This window comes from Nonomuraea thailandensis (assembly GCF_024172165.1).
GTDB classification, from domain to species: Bacteria; Actinomycetota; Actinomycetes; order Streptosporangiales; family Streptosporangiaceae; genus Nonomuraea; species Nonomuraea thailandensis.
The window spans coordinates 6963648-6979150 of sequence record NZ_JAMZEB010000002.1; the positions used below are offsets into that span (position 1 = coordinate 6963648).

At 73.9% G+C, this 15503-nt stretch carries 15 protein-coding genes; 8 read left to right on the plus strand and 7 right to left on the minus strand.

The window, feature by feature from the left end; all coding sequences use genetic code 11:
- Window positions 1–3: 3 nt before the first annotated feature.
- Entirely contained in the window at window positions 4–1008 is a 1005-nt protein-coding gene (locus HD597_RS35870) for an FAD binding domain-containing protein (protein ID WP_253747954.1), read from the plus strand.
- A 67-nt stretch (window positions 1009–1075) separates the two neighbouring features.
- The gene (locus HD597_RS35875) at window positions 1076–3256 is read left to right on the plus strand and encodes a xanthine dehydrogenase family protein molybdopterin-binding subunit (protein WP_253747956.1); all 2181 of its coding nucleotides are present in this window, start codon (window positions 1076–1078) and stop codon (window positions 3254–3256) included.
- Window positions 3257–3277: 21 nt separating this feature from the next.
- Here the strand turns inward: HD597_RS35875 and HD597_RS35880 are convergent, their stop codons facing one another.
- From HD597_RS35880 to HD597_RS35890, 3 genes are read right to left on the minus strand one after another with little or no spacing between them, the layout of a single operon-like run.
- On the minus strand, window positions 3278–3976 hold the full coding sequence (locus HD597_RS35880) for a phosphatase PAP2 family protein (protein ID WP_253747958.1): 699 nt from the start codon (window positions 3974–3976) through the stop codon (window positions 3278–3280).
- 11 nt (window positions 3977–3987) lie between these two features.
- A complete protein-coding gene (locus tag HD597_RS35885) occupies window positions 3988–4728 on the minus strand; it encodes a phosphatase PAP2 family protein (protein ID WP_253747960.1) in 741 nt (246 codons plus the stop codon).
- A complete protein-coding gene (locus tag HD597_RS35890) occupies window positions 4668–5258 on the minus strand; it encodes a phosphotransferase (RefSeq protein ID WP_253747962.1) in 591 nt (196 codons plus the stop codon). Before HD597_RS35890 ends, HD597_RS35885 begins: the two co-directional genes overlap by 61 nt.
- A gap of 116 nt (window positions 5259–5374) precedes the next feature.
- Here HD597_RS35890 and HD597_RS35895 point away from each other — a divergent pair, with 116 nt between their 5' ends.
- Window positions 5375–5716, plus strand: coding sequence for an STAS domain-containing protein (locus tag HD597_RS35895; RefSeq protein WP_253747965.1), 342 nt, complete (start codon window positions 5375–5377; stop codon window positions 5714–5716).
- A 46-nt stretch (window positions 5717–5762) separates the two neighbouring features.
- Here the strand turns inward: HD597_RS35895 and HD597_RS35900 are convergent, their stop codons facing one another.
- From HD597_RS35900 to HD597_RS35910, 3 genes are all read right to left on the minus strand, one after another.
- Window positions 5763–8462 (minus strand): S8 family serine peptidase, encoded by a 2700-nt coding sequence (locus tag HD597_RS35900; RefSeq protein WP_253747967.1) that lies wholly within the window; start codon window positions 8460–8462, stop codon window positions 5763–5765.
- 89 nt (window positions 8463–8551) lie between these two features.
- Window positions 8552–9370 (minus strand): SAM-dependent methyltransferase, encoded by an 819-nt coding sequence (locus tag HD597_RS35905; protein WP_253747969.1) that lies wholly within the window; start codon window positions 9368–9370, stop codon window positions 8552–8554.
- A gap of 67 nt (window positions 9371–9437) precedes the next feature.
- Window positions 9438–9845, minus strand: a complete 408-nt coding sequence (locus HD597_RS35910; protein WP_253747971.1) for an NUDIX hydrolase — start codon at window positions 9843–9845, stop codon at window positions 9438–9440.
- Window positions 9846–9874: 29 nt separating this feature from the next.
- Here HD597_RS35910 and HD597_RS35915 point away from each other — a divergent pair, with 29 nt between their 5' ends.
- The 3 genes from HD597_RS35915 to HD597_RS35925 all read left to right on the plus strand — a co-directional run bounded on the left by HD597_RS35915 (window position 9875) and on the right by HD597_RS35925 (window position 11133).
- Window positions 9875–10309 (plus strand): MarR family winged helix-turn-helix transcriptional regulator, encoded by a 435-nt coding sequence (locus HD597_RS35915; protein WP_253747973.1) that lies wholly within the window; start codon window positions 9875–9877, stop codon window positions 10307–10309.
- A 109-nt stretch (window positions 10310–10418) separates the two neighbouring features.
- Window positions 10419–10868, plus strand: coding sequence for a hypothetical protein (locus HD597_RS35920; protein WP_253747975.1), 450 nt, complete (start codon window positions 10419–10421; stop codon window positions 10866–10868).
- 7 nt (window positions 10869–10875) lie between these two features.
- The gene (locus HD597_RS35925; RefSeq protein ID WP_253747977.1) at window positions 10876–11133 is read left to right on the plus strand and encodes a hypothetical protein; all 258 of its coding nucleotides are present in this window, start codon (window positions 10876–10878) and stop codon (window positions 11131–11133) included.
- A 7-nt stretch (window positions 11134–11140) separates the two neighbouring features.
- Here HD597_RS35925 and HD597_RS35930 read toward each other — a convergent pair whose 3' ends face one another.
- On the minus strand, window positions 11141–11980 hold the full coding sequence (locus tag HD597_RS35930; protein ID WP_253747979.1) for an FRG domain-containing protein: 840 nt from the start codon (window positions 11978–11980) through the stop codon (window positions 11141–11143).
- A 127-nt stretch (window positions 11981–12107) separates the two neighbouring features.
- Between HD597_RS35930 and HD597_RS35935 the strand changes: the two genes are divergently transcribed.
- Complete coding sequence (locus HD597_RS35935; protein ID WP_253747981.1) at window positions 12108–13022, plus strand: alpha/beta hydrolase; 915 nt, start codon at window positions 12108–12110, stop codon at window positions 13020–13022.
- A 134-nt stretch (window positions 13023–13156) separates the two neighbouring features.
- The gene (locus HD597_RS35940) at window positions 13157–15433 is read left to right on the plus strand and encodes an AfsR/SARP family transcriptional regulator (protein WP_253747984.1); all 2277 of its coding nucleotides are present in this window, start codon (window positions 13157–13159) and stop codon (window positions 15431–15433) included.
- The last annotated feature ends 70 nt before the right edge of the window (window positions 15434–15503 follow it).

Sequence of the window (15503 nt, forward strand, 5' to 3'; positions counted from 1 at the left end):
GGCGTGCGCCCGTTCGCCTACACGGCGCCCGCCACCCTCGACGACGCCGTCCGGGCCCTGGCGGAGTCCGGCCCCGGCACCAGGCTGCTGGCCGGCGGCACCACGCTGTACGACCTGATGAAGCTGGACGTCGAGACCCCGCCCGCCGTCGTGGACATCCGCGCGCTGCCCGAGCTGGCCGGCATCGACACGGCCGGGCCTAGCGAGCTGTCGTTCGGCGCGGGCGCGCTGATGGCCGACGTGGCGGCGGACCCGGTCTTGCGGCGCGACTACCCGGCGCTGGCCGAGTCGCTGGCCAAGGCGGCGTCGCAGCAGTTGCGCAACATGGCCACCGTGGGCGGGAACCTGCTGCAGCGCACCCGCTGCGCCTACTTCCGCGGCGGCGCCGCGTTCCCGTGCAACAAGCGGCGGCCGGGCAGCGGGTGCGCGGCGATCGGCGGCCTGGACCGCGGGCACGCCCTGCTCGGCGGCAGCGACGCGTGCATCGCCACCTACCCGGGTGACTGGGCGGTCGCGCTGATCGCGTTCGACGCCGCCGTGGACGTCACGGGGCCGCACGGCCCGCGCACGCTGCCCCTGGCCGGCCTGCACGTCGAGCCCGGGGACAGGCCGGACCAGGAGCACACGCTGGCCTGGGACGAGATCATCACCCGCATCCGCGTGCCGGTCACCGCCGCCGGCCGCGGATCGACGTATCACAAGGTCAGGGACCGGGAGTCGTACGCGTTCGCGCTGGCCTCGGCGGCCGTGGCCGTCACGCTGGGCGAGGGCGGGACGGTGCGGGAGTGCCGCGTCGCCGTCGGCGGCGTCGCCACCCGGCCCTGGCGCTGCCACGACGCCGAGCGGGAGCTGGTGGGGGCGGTGCTGGACAGGCGCAGCGCGCGGCGGGCCGGGGAATCCGCGTTCGCCGGCGCGCGTCCGGGGACGCACAACGCGTTCCGGATCGAGCTGGGCATCCGCACCGTCGCCGAGGCGCTGCGGATCGCCGGAGAGCGGGCCGTTCAATGACGAGCGCCGAGAGCGGCCGCGCGATGACGAGCTCAAGGACACCACGCGCGGGAGAGCGAGCCGGACGATGACGCACGCAGGAACACCGCGCGTCGGAGCGCGGGAGAAGGTCACCGGGACGGCCCCCTACGGCGCCGACCACACGCCGCCCGGCGTCGCCTACGCCATGCCGGTCGTCTCGACCGTCGGCAAGGGCCGCATCACCGGCCTCGACACCGCCGAGGCCGCCGCCGTCCCCGGCGTCCTGCTCATCCTGTCGCACCTGGACGACCTGGACATCACCCCGGCCGGCTACATCATGGCCGACGGCTACGCCTTCCAGAGCCTGCAGCCCCTGCTGGACGACCGCGTCGCCTACCGGGGGCAGCCGATCGCGCTGGTCGTGGCCGACACGCTGGTCGCCGCCACCGAGGCGGCCGGGCTGGTGCGGGCCGCGTACGAGGAGGAGCCTTTCGCGGTGGAGCTGGACGCGGACGGCACCGAGACCGTGCTCCAGCAGGAGGCCCTGCCGCTGCCGTTCCTGGCCGACGTCGTGGTGGGCGACGCCGACGGCGCGTACGAGCGCAGCCCGCTGCGCGTGGACGCCGTCTACGAGGCCGGCCCGCAGCACCAGGTGCCGATGGAGCTGATCGGCGGCGTGGCGGCGTGGCGCGGGGACACGCTCGTCGTCCACGAGGGCTCCCAGAGCGTCGGCGCGCTGCGCGGCGGCCTGGCCCGCCAGCTCGGCATCGCCCCGGAGAACGTCGAGGTCATCGCGCCGTACGTGGGAGGCGGGTTCGGCCAGAAGAACTCGTTGCAGCCGCACATCGCGCCGCTGGCGGTGGCCGCCCGCCGGCTCGGCCGCCCGGTCAAGCTGGTCCTGCCGCGCGCCCACACCTTCCACGCGGCCAGCTTCCGCCCGGTGAGCCGGCACCGCGTGCGCCTGGGCGCCGACCGGTCGGGCCGGCTGCTGGCCGCGATCCACGAGGTGGACCAGCAGGCCTCCCGCCACGACCTGCTGCCCTGCTCGTACACGGAGATCACCTCCCGCCTGTACGACATCAGGAACTTCCGCGGCCGCCAGCGCCACGTCAGGACCGACACCCAGACCCCGGGCTACATGCGCGCGCCGTTCGAGCATCCGGCCGCGTTCGCGCTGGAGTCGGCGGTGGACGAGCTCGCCCACGCCGCCGGGCGGGACCCGGTCGAGCTGCGCCTGGCCAACGACGCCGGCGTGGACCCTGTCACGGGCAAGCCGTTCTCCTCCCGGCACCTGGCGGCGTGCCTGCGGCGCGGCGCGGAGCTGTTCGGCTGGGCGGGCCGCTCGCCGGACCCGTGCTCGATGCGCGCTCCCGACGGCACGCCGGTGGGCTGGGGGGTGGCGGCCGGAGCGTACCCGGCGATGACGGTGCCCGTGCTCGCCCGCCTGCGTGCCCGCGCGGACGGCGGGGTGCTGGCCGAGGTGGGCGGGCACGAGATGGGTCAGGGGATCACGACCGCCCTCGTCCGCGCCGTCGCCGGTGACCTCGGGATCGGCACGGACGCCGTGCGCGCCGTCGTCGGCGACACCCGGGTCGTGCCCCACCACCTGACGGCGGGTGCGTGGGGCACCAACAGCACGCTGCTGGCGGTCCACGCCGCCCTGCGCGAGCTGCGCGAACGCCTGGGCGTGCCGCCGGAGGGCCCCGTGGACGTGGCCGCCGCCGTCAGGGCGGCCGGCACGGAGGAGGTGGTGGCCGAGGCCGTCACCCAGGGAGCCGGCCAGCCGCCCGAGGCGATCGGCCGCATGCGCGCGGGCCTGGTCGCCCCCGCGGGCCCCGACTATCCCGATCATGTCGCGTTCAGCTTCATCGCGCACTTCGTCGAGGTGCGGGTGGAGCGGGCCGCGCCGCGCGTACGGGTCTCGCGGGTGGTCAGCGTGGCCGACTGCGGCCGCGTGGCCAGCCCCGTCACCGCGGACGCGCAGGTGCGCGGCGCGGTGGTGTGGGGCATCGGCGCGGCGCTGAGCGAGCACAGCGAGGTCGATCCCCGCTTCGGCGGCTTCGTCAACGCCGACCTGGCCGACTACGTCATCCCGGTCAACGCCGACGTGGGCGGGATCGAGGTCGGCTTCATCGACGAGCCCGACTTCGCCCTCAACCCGATGGGCGCGAAGAGCCTCGGCGAGGTGGCCCTGGCGGGCGTCGCCCCGGCCATCGCCAACGCCGTCTTCCACGCCACCGGCCGCCGCGTGCGCCGCCTCCCGATCCGCATCGAGGACCTGCTGTAACGCGGGCCCGCGCGCGGCCGTTCACGAGGAGCGTTGCCCGAGCCCTGCCCGCACCGCCGGCCTCGAGGAGGGCGAGCTGCGGGCGGAGGGCCGGCGCAGGATCGCCCAGGCGGCCATCACGACGCAGCCGGCGCCTAGGAGCAGGCCCCAGACGACGTCGGTGAGGAAGTGCATGCCGCGGTAGAGCCGGGAGAAGCTCACGGCCAGGGGCGCGATGACGGCGGGCGTCCAGATCGCCACCCGCGCCGCCGTGCTGCGCACGCGCGTGGCCAGGACGACCGCGACCCCGCAGTAGAACGCGACGGCGGCGCTGACGTGCCCGGACGGGAAGCTGGAGGTGGGCGGCGCCGGATCGAGGTGCTTCACGGGCGGCCGGTGCCGCCCGACGAGCTCGGTGGTGGCCAGGAAGACCAGCGACTGGCTCCACACGGCCGCCACGAGGAAGACCGACTCGCGCCAGCGCCCCAGCCAGAGCCTGAAGACGATCGCGGTCACCGCGGTGAGCGCCACGATGTAGGGGGTGTCGGACAGGCTGCTGCCCAGGTCCGTCGCGGCGTTCCAGGCCGGGTCGCGGCCCGCGGCCAGCTCGCGGCTCAGCGCCGCCTCGCCTGTGGGCCAGGCCAGGACCGCAAGGCCCGCGCCGTACGTCGCCGCCGCCATCAGCAACATCGGCGATAAGATCGTCAGCGCGTAATATCTCAGCTTCTCGGTTCTGCTCACCAAGCACTCCTTCACTCACGAAGCGCCCGCACCGACTCGGGCTCCACTCCCTCGGCCACCGGCGAGGAGGGCCTGCGGCCCTGGTCCCGCCGCCACGTCTCGAACGCCGCCGCCGTCGCCGCGATCACCGCCGCCCCCAGCACGAGCCCCGCGACCACGTCGCTCACCCAGTGCACGCCGAGCGCGACCCTGGTGTAACCGACCGACAGCGCCAGGAACGCCGCCACGGCCCAGGCCACGCGCCGCCCCCAGCGGGGCAGCACGGGCAGCAGGATCAGGACGATCACGCCCGCGCCGAGTGTCGCGTTGACCGTGTGGCCGGACGGGAAGCTGTCGCCGGGGGCCAGCGCGACCGGGTCCGGCAGGTGCGGCCTGGCCCGGTCGACGATCACCTTGATCGCGAGCCCGAGCAGGCCTCCGACGGTCACGGTGGTGACGGCCCAGACGGCCGCCCTGGTCGCGCCCTTGTGGAGCAGCCAGGCGGCGCAGGCGATGACGGCGATCCGCCACGGCCACGGGCCGAACACGTCCGTCCATACGATGAGCACCCTGGTCACGGCGGGGTTGTCGAGGGCGTACGCGTGCAGCTCGGCGGCGACCCCCGCGTCCAGGTCGTTCAGCGGCATCTTCGCCACGACGAGCAGCAGGCTGAACGGGATCAGGATGAGCCATGCGGCGAGGCCGGCCAGGGTCAGCCGCGGCCCCAGGCCGCGGCTCCCGGGCCGGCCACGCTGCTCTCCCTTGTTGCGCATCCGCGCTCGGCTACCCCATGAGGACGCATTGATTCCCTCGGGCGAGGGGGTTTCAGCGAGGGAAGTCGTCGAGTTCCCTGATGGCCTCGTCGAGGTCGTCGGCGACGCCGCCGCAGCCGCGCGGGCCGGGCGGCGAAGTCGGTGAGGCCCTCCAGCGCGGTGACGCGGCGCGCGTAGAGCGGCACCCACGCGTGCGCCATCCAGGCGACGTCCGAGCCGGCGGTGACGGGGCCGGCGAAGTCCCAGTCGAAGAAGCCGGTCAGCCGGCCCTCGTGCCAGGCGGCGTTGAACGGGGTGGCGTCGTTGTGCACGACGACGGTGCCCGGCGTCCACGTCACGCCGGTGCGCCAGCGGGCTCCGGCGGAGGGGACTGCGCCGACGCCCAGGACCCGCGGCGCCCCCTCGAACCCCTCGCGCTCCAGGTGCCGGAGCAGCTCGTGCACCGACGCCGTCCAGTCGCGTACCGGTCGCCTGACGGTGCCCCCCACGCGGCAGGCGCCCGCGTCGTTGCCGCCGCCGAGCTGGTTCACCTGTCACCTCACCGCAGCCGGCCCTCGCTCGCGCCGGGCCCCTTGAGTGTCACTTCCGAGTTCCATTGCACTGTGCAATTATAAAAGTGCGAACCGTTGCAAAGCGGAGGGGTGGAATGAGAAGCGCTGACCGCACCGGCTTCTCCTGGGTCGTCACCCAGCGTGACGACGCGGCTGTCCTGCGTCCTGCCGGCGACCTGGATCTGGCCTCGAAGGAGGAGTTCCGCAACGGGCTGGCCGAGGCGATGTCCTGCCTCAGACCGCCGTCCGTGGTCGTCGACCTGCAAGAGGTCGCCTTCTGCGACTCGTCGGGGCTGAACACCCTGATCTGGGCCGCCAACACCGTCGAGGCGGCCGGCGGCTCGATCCGGCTGAGCGGGCTCCAGCCGCGGCTCACCCGGCTCCTGCACATGACCGGCCTGGACAAGCGGTTCTGCCGCACGCCGGCCGGGTCGTGACACGGGTCGCGACGGGGCACCGCGGCCCCGTCGCGACGGCGCGAAGTCAGCGGGGTCCGGCGACGTGGCGCGGGTGCTTGTGCACGCGCCAGCCTCCGGCGCCGTAGCCGAGGTCGCCGATCTTCAGGTCGGGGTTGCCGAACGCGCCCTTGCCGCTGTTGAGCGAGACCCACGCGCCCGCGTGCCCGAAGCCGAGGATGTCGGCCTGGGCGTCGCCGGTGAGGTCGGCGACGAAGCGCGGGTGCCGCTCGACGCGCCAGCCGCCGGCGTCGTAGCCGAAGTTGCCGAGCGCGAGCTGCGGGGCCTGGAAGGTGCCGTTGCCGTTGTTGAGCGAGACCCACACACCCGCGTGCCCGAACCCGACGATGTCCGCCCGGCCGTCGCCGGTCAGGTCCGCCAGGAAGCGCGGGTGCCGCTCGACGCGCCAGCCGCCGGCCTCGTACCCGAAGTTCTGCACGACGAGCTGCGGGGCCTGGAAGGTGCCGTTGCCGTTGTTCAGCGAGACCCACACGCCGCCGTCGCCGAAGCCGACGATGTCGGCCCGCCTGTCGCCGGTCACGTCGGCCAGGAAGCGCGGGTGCCGGTCGACACGCCAGCCGCCGGCGCCGTGGCCGAAGTTGCCGACCACGAGCTTGGGGGCCTGGAAGGTGCCGTTGCCGTTGTTGAGCGAGACCCACACACCCGCGTGCCCGAACCCGACGATGTCCGCCCGGCCGTCCCCGGTCAGGTCCGCCAGGAAGCGCGGGTGCCGCTCCACCCGCCAGCCGCCCGCCTCGTACCCGAAGTTCTGCACCACCAGCTGCGGGGCCTGGAACGTGCCGTTGCCGTTGTTGCGCGACACCCACACGCCAGCGCCGCCGAAACCGACGATGTCCACCCGGCCGTCCCCGGTCAGGTCCGCCAGGAAGCGCGGGTGCCGCTCCACCCGCCAGCCGCCCGCCTCGTACCCGAAGTTCTGCACCACCAGCTGCGGGGCCTGGAACGTGCCGTTGCCGTTGTTGCGCGACACCCACACGCCACCGTCGCCGAAACCGACGACGTCGGCCCGCCTGTCGCCGGTGACGTCCGCCAGGAAGCGCGGGTGGCGCTCGACGCGCCACCCGCCCGCCTCGTGGCCGAAGTCGGCGATCGCGAGCTGCGGCGCGTCGAAGTTGCCGTTGCCCTGGTTCCTGGCGACGTACATGCCCGCGTCGCCGAAGCCGACGACGTCGGCCCGCCTGTCCCCCGTCAGGTCGGCGGTGTGCTCGACGTGCGTGGCGAACAGGAGCGGCGAGGTGACCGCGCTCATCGCGTTGACCCGGCCGCCGCCCAGCATGCCGACGAAGCCGGTGTTCGTCGCGTCGATGTTGTCGCAGGTGCTCTCCAGGATCCGGCGCACCTGGAGGTTCGTCAGGTTGCGGTTGCGCGACCAGATCAGCGCGGCGACCCCGGCCACGTGCGGCGAGGCCATGGACGTGCCGTCGAGGAAGGCGTAGCCGCCGCCCGGGAAGGTGGACCAGATGTTGACGCCGGGCGCGGAGACGTCCACGTTCGTGCCGAAGTTGGAGAACGTGGCCTTGCGGTCGGACTGGTCGAGCGCGGCGACCGCGATCACGTCCGGGTAGACGCCGGGGAACTGCGGGGTGATGTCGGTGTTGGTGCCGGCGTTGCCCGCGGCGAACACCACGACGACGTTCGCGGCCACGGCGTTCTGGATCGCGGTCCGCACGCCCGCGTGGTCACCGTTCATCCGCCAGCTGCAGTTGACGACGTAGCGGCGCTCGGCGTGGGCGTTCGCCTGGGCGGCCACGTAGTTGATGGCGTCGGCGCGGTTCTGGTTCATGCCGGTGGTCAGGTCCACGCGCAGCGGCATCACGCGGCAGAACGGGGCGACGCCGACGACGCCGATCGCGTCGTTCACGGCGGCGCAGGTGCCGGAGACGTGCGAGCCGTGCCCGTCCTCGTCCTCCGGCACGGAGTCGTTCGGGTCGCCGAAGTCCCAGTCCTCCGCACCGCGGGGCAGGAGGTTGGCCTGCAGGTCGGGGTGGGTGAGCGCGGCGCCGGTGTCGATGACCGTGATGATCACCTCGGGGTCGCCCCTGGTGATCTCCCATGCCTCGCAGGCGTGGATGTCGGCGCCCGCGGCCCCGGCCACGCCGTTCACCGTCTGCCCGGTGTTGCGCATGCCCCACAACCTGCCGAAGTCCGCGTCACCGGGCACGAACAGCAGCTTGCTGTTGAAGCCCACCTCGCTGGGCTCGGCGAAGGCCACCTCGTCCAGCGCGGACAGCTCGCGGATCGCCTCGAACAGGCCCCGCCCCTCGGGCACCGACACCGTGTAGTAGCCGGGCGTGCGCTGCCGGACCACGACCCGGCTACCGCGCGCGGCGATGATCTCCTCGGCGCGGGCCGGGTCGACGCCGGCCTTGAACTGCACGGTGAGCTCGTCCGGCAGGAAGTACCGGGACGCGCCGTACTCGTCGATCATCACCGGGAGCGAGTTCGTGACCTCGTCCTGAGCCGCCACGTCGGCCATGCGGGCAGGGCTGACGAAGACGGCGGCGAAGCCCCGCTCCAGGTCGTAGCCCTGGCTGACCGACAGCAGCGCCGGATCCGCGACGATCCGGTTGAGCGTGTCGATCTCCGCCCGGGCCCGGGGGGCGAACGTCACCATGGCCTCGTCGGGCTTGGCGGCGAAGGACGTGAGCTGGCCGCTGGTCTTGTCGACGTAGCTGAATTCGCTCTCTTCGGGACGGGGAGTGGTCATGGCCCGGCACCTTCTTCACAGGGGGTGAGAGGTGCCGACACTATGCAGCCGGTCGTGCCCTGTCCTCAGGGCCCGGCCTAGGGAAGTCCCTAAGCCAGCCGGCCCACCGCTCCGACGAGCCCGGGCACGGCGAGATCGACGGCGATCTCCCGGTCCAGCTCGGAGTCCGGCCGCCACGACTTGACCGGGACGAGGCCCGGCTCCAGCAGGCTCAGCCCGTCGAAGTAGGCGGCGATCTGCCGCAACGAGCGGGCTATCAGCGCGCCCGGCCTGGTCGCCCTGTACACCTGCTGCCCCGCCTTGACCTTGGGGTCGTCGGTGTCCGGCGTGTAGAAGTGGGAGATGAGCAGGTGGCTGCCCGGTACGAGCGGCGCGCGCAGCGTCTTGACGATGTCGCTGGTCTGCTGGTCGCCCGGCACGAAGTGCAGCACCGCCGACATCAGCAGCCCGACGGGCCGGCCGAAGTCGAGGTGCGCGGCCACCTCGGGGTCGCGCAGGAGCGCGGCGGGGTCGGTGACGTCGCCCCAGACCGCGACGGTGTGCGGGTTGTCCGCCAGCAGGGCGCGGGCATGGCTCAGGACGATCGGATCGTTGTCGACGTAGACCACTCGGGCGTCCGGGACGATCCGCTGGGCGACCTGGTGGACGTTCTCCTGGGTGGGCAGGCCGGCGCCGATGTCGAGGAACTGGCGCACGCCCTGCTCGGCCATCAGCCGTACGGCCTTGCCGATGAAGGCGCGGTTGTCGCGGGCCGTCTCGCGCACCTCGGGAACGATCGCGATGATCTTCTCCGCGGCCTCCCGGTCCGAGGGGAAGTGGTCCTTTCCGCCCAGGTAGTAGTCGTACATGCGGGCCACGCTGGGAACCGTGGGGTCAACACCGGGCACGTCCGGCTCAACAGCACTCACGCGTCGTCTCCCTGCACCGAGGTGCGGCCAGCCTAGCGATCAGTCTGGTACGGGTGAAGTGCCCGTTTCAGCGCAGCAGCCCTGCCTCGTGCAGCGCCTGGAGGACCAGCGAGTCGACGTACGACACCCGGTGCCGGTCGGCGTAGCCGAGCCACGCCTTCTCCGCGATCTCCATGGACGGCGTCAGCGGCCCGCTGTGGTCGGCGGTGTAGCAGATCATCCGGAACGGCCCGCGCTCCGGATGCCCGGCCGGGATCTCGAACGTGCCGAAGTGCACCATCGAGTCCGCGTCGATCGCCGTCAGCAGCTCCTCGTCGATCTCCCTGACGAGGGTCCGGCTGTCGGACTCCCCCGGCTCGCGCATCCCTCCGGGGAAGTAGAAGACCTCACGGCCGTGGCTGCGCGTCATCAGCACCCGGTGATCGCGCACCAGCACCCACGCCACCTTCTCCGGCACGCCGTCGTCGTTCGCCATGACGCCTGACCCTAGTGGAGACTTGGGGGGTGAGCTCTGAGAACGACCGCCCCGCTCCCCCGACGACCAGCGCCTCCATCGTGGTGCTCACGCTGGCGCGCACGGTCGAGACCGAGCTCAACGCCGCCCTCGCGCCGCTCGACCTCACCGTGAGCAGGCTCGGGCTGCTCGGGCACATCGCGGCCATGCCGGGCACGTCGTTCAGCGAGCTGGCGCGGATGTCGGGCATCACGGTGCAGAGCGTGCACGCGGCGGTGAAGGCGCTGGCCGGCGCCGGGCTGGTGCGCGACAACACCGCCCGCGCGGGGTCGGCGTCGGCCATCGAGGTCACTCCCGACGGCGCGCGCCTGATGGAGCGGGCGCGCGCGGCGGTGGCCGAGGTGGACGAGCGCCTGTTCGGGGAGGCCGCCGACCCGATCCAGCGGCAGGTGGGCGACACGATCCGCGCCGCGTTCTCCGGATAGGCCCGCGACGACGGTGCTCCGTGGGTACCGCCATGCCTTCCCTCCTTCAGGGACCCTGAAGGTTGCGTGTTAGGCTTCAGGCCACCTGAAGGTTTGGAGGGAGTACTTCGTGGAGCCTCTGCTGCTGTCCGTCCACGTGGTCGCCGGCATCCTGTTCGTGGGCGGCTCGGCCATCGCGACGAGCCTCTTCCCCCGGTACGTGCCGGTCACCGGCGAGGACGTGTCCCAGGAGCGCAGCCGGGCCGTGGCCGCGGCGCTGCACCGCATCACCCGCGGCTACAGCATCGCCGGGCTGATCGTGCCCGCGGCCGGCATCGTGCTGGCGTTCGTGCAGGGCCGTACCGGTGAGTTCTGGGTCGTCCTGGCCATGATCCTGACCGCGGCGGCGGGTTTCCTGCTGGCCGTGCAGATCTACCCGCGGCAGCGCGACGCCCTGGCCACCCCCGGCGCCCGCGACCGGCTGCGGTCCCTGTCCATGTTCGCCGGGATCTACAACGTGCTGTGGACGGTCGTCGTCGTGCTGATGATCGTCCGTCCCGGCGCCGCGGAAGGGGCGTGAGCGGCGCATGCGCGCGCTGCGCATCGCGGTCGCCGTCGAGACGGTCTCGCTGGCGGTCCTGCTGGTCAACCTGTTCACCGTGCACGTCGCGGGCCTTGCCTCGCTCGTGGGGCCGCTGCACGGCGGGGCCTACCTCGCCGTCATCGCCTGCACCGTGCTCGTCCCCGGCAGCGCCTCGACCGGGGCCCGGTGGCGCTCCTGGATCCCGGTGATCGGCGGGCTGCTCGCCGTCCGCCGCCTGCGCCCGGCCGCCCATCGGGCCTGACGCACCCTCACCCCGCCATGCGGCCGTCCTGGCGGTGGCGCTCCTCCTGGCCCGCCATCGACGCGCCGGCGCCGCCGTACTCGATGGAGCCGGGCGAGTAGTAGCGCCGCAGCCAGTCGGCCAGCCCGTCCAGGCCGGGCAGCAGGACGCGCTCGGTGATGTTCGCCTGGTCCAGCCGCTGCCTGATCTCGGCCTTGACCGGGGGCGGGATCAGCCACGCGCGGGCGAGCCCCGGATGCTCCTCCAGCCACTGCTCCAGCTGGAAGGCGGGGTCCGAGAGCACCGACAGCACCGAGGACTGGTTGATCACCCGCTCGTCCAGCGAGGGCGGCTCGAAGAAGGCCAGGAACGGCCGGTCGCCGCCCAGCTCGTCGAAGCACGGCAGGTCGGCCGCGACCTTGGCGAGCATCTCGGTGGTGAACAGCAGCGCGCCCTCGGCGGCCAGCAGCTCGCCCAGCGGCTCCGGCAGCAGCTCGTGCGCGCCCGCGCAGTCGACCGCGAGGAGGACGGCGTCGTCCTCGGGCCAGGAGGCGGTGGCGAAGTGCAGGGCGACGAGCGGGGAGAACGTCCAGTCGAGCAGGCGCGTGGGCAGTCCGTGGTGCTGGCCCAGGGCGAGCCAGTCCCAGACCGTCGGCCCCGGGACCTGTCGGTGCGCATATTTCCGGAAATTTCGGATGAGGTGGGACTCGACGGTCGCGTAGTCGCCGCACAGCCGGGCCAGCCCCGACATGTGCGTGTACGTGCTGCGCGCCAGCCCGCGGAAGACCAGCGTCGAATGCGCGGGCCCGACCTCATCGCTCCGGCCCGCCTCGCCGACCGCGTCGTCCAGCTCCCTCCAGGACGACACCGTAACCATCCTCACCCCGATTGCGTTGCCCCTGCTCACCCGCTTCACACCCGCCGGTCTCGACAACCGCCGCGGCGGATCCTACGTTCGGGGTGACCCACCGACCCCCCGCACGAGGTGACGTCCCATGGCACTTGACCACGCGACGACCGATTTCCTCAAGCAGCTCGCCGACACGGGCGGCAAGCCGCTGCACGAGATGACCGTGGCCGAGGCGCGCGCCCTCGGCACCGTCCTGGGCGAGCTGTCCGGCAAGGGCCCCGACATGGCCCGCGTCGAGGAGGCCACCATCCCCGCCGAGGACGGCGCCACGTTCCCCGCCCGCGTCCTGGTCCCCGCCGGCACGCCGCGCGGCGTCCTGCTCTACTTCCACGGCGGCGGCTGGGTGCTCGGCGCGCTCGACGAGTTCGACACCCTGGCCAGGGAGCTGGCCGCGCGCACCGGCTGCACCGTCGTCCTGCCCGACTACCGGCTCGCCCCCGAGCACCGCTACCCGGCCGCCGCCCGCGACGCCTACGCGACGCTGCGCTGGGCCGCCGCCCGCATGCCCGGCCTGCCGATCATCGTGGCGGGCGACAGCGCGGGCGGCAACCTGTCCGCCGTGATCGCCCAGCGCGCCAGGGACGAGAACGGCCCCGGCATCGCGCTGCAGGTGCTCGTGTACCCGGTCACCGACTGCGACTTCGACAGGCCCTCCTACCTCGCCCCCGAGAACCAGCTCATGCTCACCCGCGACGCCATGACCTGGTTCTGGGACCACTACGTGCCCGACCCCGCGCAGCGCGCCAACCCCGACGTCGCTCCCCTGCGCGCCGCCGACCTGTCCGGCCTGCCGCCCGCGCTCGTCCTGACCGCCGAGCACGACGTGCTGCGCGACGAGGGCGAGGAGTACGCCGAACGGTTACGGCAGGCGGGCGTGCCGGTCGAGCTGCGGCGGTTCGAGGGGCAGATGCACGTCTTCTTCACCCTGGTGAACGTGCTGCCGGGCAGCGCCGCCGCCCTCGACCTGATCGCCGAGGCGGTGGAGCGGCGGCTGGAGTGAGCTCGCGACCTGGGCGGTAAGCCTGATGTCACCGGCCGTCCGCCCTAGGGAGAACCCTGGCCGTCACCCTGTTGCCGGCCGGTGCGGCGGAGCCTATCGTCCTGCGCGGACCTTCCGTCCCCGGAGGTGCGACGATGCTGCTCGCCAAGGTGGCCGCGCCGATGCCGGAGCTGAGGTGGCCGGCGCAGTTCTCGCTCGACGGGCTCGGTGACAGGGCTCGGCTGCACCTGCTCGTCCCCGACGGGTACCTGGTCGAGGGGCGGCTGGCCGCGGACCTGCTGCGGGCGGGCGGGGGGCTGGGGTGGCTGCGGCCCGAGCCGTACGAGCTGGGGGCCGCGGGCCTGCGGCGGCTGGCGGCGGCGAGCGAGCCCGCCGGCACCGTGGTGATCCAGCGGCCGTTCGCGGACGCCGGCGAGCCCGGCGGTCCCGCCCCGGCGCTGGCCGCCAGCGAGGTCGTCCTGTCGCCGTGCGCAGGCGATCGGGGGCTGGCGGTGGGGGCGACGACCGCGCTCGCGGCGGCCGGGCAGCTCGACTGCCCGCTGGGAAACGACGTCGTCGGCCGGCTGGTGACCGTGACGGGCGGGCGGCCGGCGGTCATCGACTCGGTGCTGCGGGCCGCCTGCCTGCGGGACGGCGGGGTGGGCGGGTGCGTCATGCGGGCGAGCGGCCTGTCCGAGCTCGTCGCCTCCGTCACGGTCGCCCTGCTCCGGGACGCCGAGCCGGCCCGGCTCCAGGCGCTCGGGCTGGCGGCGCGGCTGGGATACGCGCACGAGGACCTGTCGGCGCTGCGGCCCGCGCTTCGCGAGCCGGGCAAGGAGCCCTGGTGGGAGCCGCTCACGGGCGGCTGGTACCGCATGCTCCCGTTCTGGTCCACCGCGCTGTGCGCCCTGCGGCCCGGACGGTCCCCTGCCTTTCGCCGGCGGCTGGCCCTGCTGGCGGGCGAGCTGGTGGGGGCGCGTGCGGTACGGGAGGCGGTGGAGCTGTCCCGCCGCGCGGACGACCCGGGCCTCCTGGCCGAGCTCCTGGCGGAGACGGACCTGGACGAGGACCTGCGAATCACGGCGGGCGGGGACACGTCCTCGGGCGTCACGGCGAGCGGGGACGCGGAGGGCGGGGGTGTCCGGCGGGGGGAGCGGGAGGCGTGGGGCCGGGCCAGGGCGGCGCTGGTCACGGGGCGGCTGGGCGAGGCGTTGGAGCTCGGCCGGCGGGCCCGTGACCTCGCCTCCGGGCAGGAGCCCACGGTCCGGGGCCGCTACGCGCTGCGCCTCATCCGCCGCACGATGCGGGCGCGCTCGGCTCGCAAGCGCATGACGCTGCTGCTCCAGGCCGTGGAGGCCACCGCCTGGCCCCCGCCCGGCACGGCACCACCCGAGCGCGACGGGTGGGGTGATGAAGGCGGCCGGGCGGCAAGGCGCACACCGCGAAGCCGGTCGGGCACCCCCGCGCGCAACGCGCCGGAACCACCGACGGCACATGCGCCCGAGGGCGCGCCGCCCGCGCACGCGACTCCGGCGGCCTCCGGGCCGGACGACGGGGCGCCCGCGCACGCCACGCCGGAGCGGGCGCCCATCCCCTGGGCGGAGGGGCCGCGGGGCGGGAGCCGCACGTCGGGGCCGGCGGGGGCGCTCGGGGAGAGCGGGCGGGCCGAGGTGGAGGCGTGGTTGCTGGGGACGTTCCGGGTGCGGGTGGGTGGGCGGGCGGTGGTGGAGTGGTCGGGGAAGCTGGGCAGGTCCGTCCTGATGTACCTGCTCCTGTCCCACCCCAAGCCCATCCGCCGCGACGTCGTGATCGACGCGATCTGGCCGGGCGTCCCCGAGGGCGCCGCGCGCAACCGCCTCAACGCGGCCATGCACGCCCTGCGCGCCGACCTGCGCAAGGCGTGCCCCGACCGGCAGGTGGTCGTGTACGAACGCGAGACCTACGCCCTGGCGCCGGACCTGTCGATCTGGCTGGACATCAAGGAGTTCGCCGAGGGCTGCGCCACGGCGGCCCGGCTCAGGGCGGAGGACCGCGACGACCGCGAGGGTGCCATCGCGCGGCACGAGGCCGCCAGGGCGCTGTACTCGGGCGACCTCCTGGAGGACGCCCCCTACCTGGACTGGGTGGTGCCGGAACGGGAGCGGCTGAGCGCCGCGCACGTGGACCTGCTGGACGGGCTGGCCGCCCTCTACCTGGAGACGGGCGCGCACGCCAAGTGCGTGGACACCTGCAGGCAGGTCCTGGCGCGCGATTCGTGCAGGGAGCAGACCCACCGCCTGCTCATGCGCTGCCACGCCCGCCAGAACCAGCCGCACAAGGCGCTCGCCCAGTACGAGACCTGCCGCAGGGAGCTCGACGCCGTCCTCGGCATGACCCCCAGCCCGGAGACGCACACCCTGTACGACTCGGTACGCCGCCACCTGGCCGTCTGAGTCACCGGCTCCGCAGGCCGGTCGCGCGCCGCGCCGGTCACCGCCTCCCCGGGCCGGTCGCGCGCCGCGC

Bases quoted from the DNA above. Each gene is read 5' to 3' on its own strand.
- HD597_RS35875 (WP_253747956.1), top strand. From the start codon at position 1,076: ATGACGCACGCAGGAACACCGCGCGTCGGAGCGCGGGAGAAGGTCACC.
- HD597_RS35885 (WP_253747960.1), bottom strand. From the start codon at position 4,728: ATGCGCAACAAGGGAGAGCAGCGTGGCCGGCCCGGGAGCCGCGGCCTG.
- HD597_RS35895 (WP_253747965.1), top strand. From the start codon at position 5,375: ATGAGAAGCGCTGACCGCACCGGCTTCTCCTGGGTCGTCACCCAGCGT.
- HD597_RS35900 (WP_253747967.1), bottom strand. From the start codon at position 8,462: ATGACCACTCCCCGTCCCGAAGAGAGCGAATTCAGCTACGTCGACAAG.
- HD597_RS35910 (WP_253747971.1), bottom strand. From the start codon at position 9,845: ATGGCGAACGACGACGGCGTGCCGGAGAAGGTGGCGTGGGTGCTGGTG.
- HD597_RS35925 (WP_253747977.1), top strand. From the start codon at position 10,876: ATGCGCGCGCTGCGCATCGCGGTCGCCGTCGAGACGGTCTCGCTGGCG.
- HD597_RS35935 (WP_253747981.1), top strand. From the start codon at position 12,108: ATGGCACTTGACCACGCGACGACCGATTTCCTCAAGCAGCTCGCCGAC.
- HD597_RS35940 (WP_253747984.1), top strand. From the start codon at position 13,157: ATGCTGCTCGCCAAGGTGGCCGCGCCGATGCCGGAGCTGAGGTGGCCG.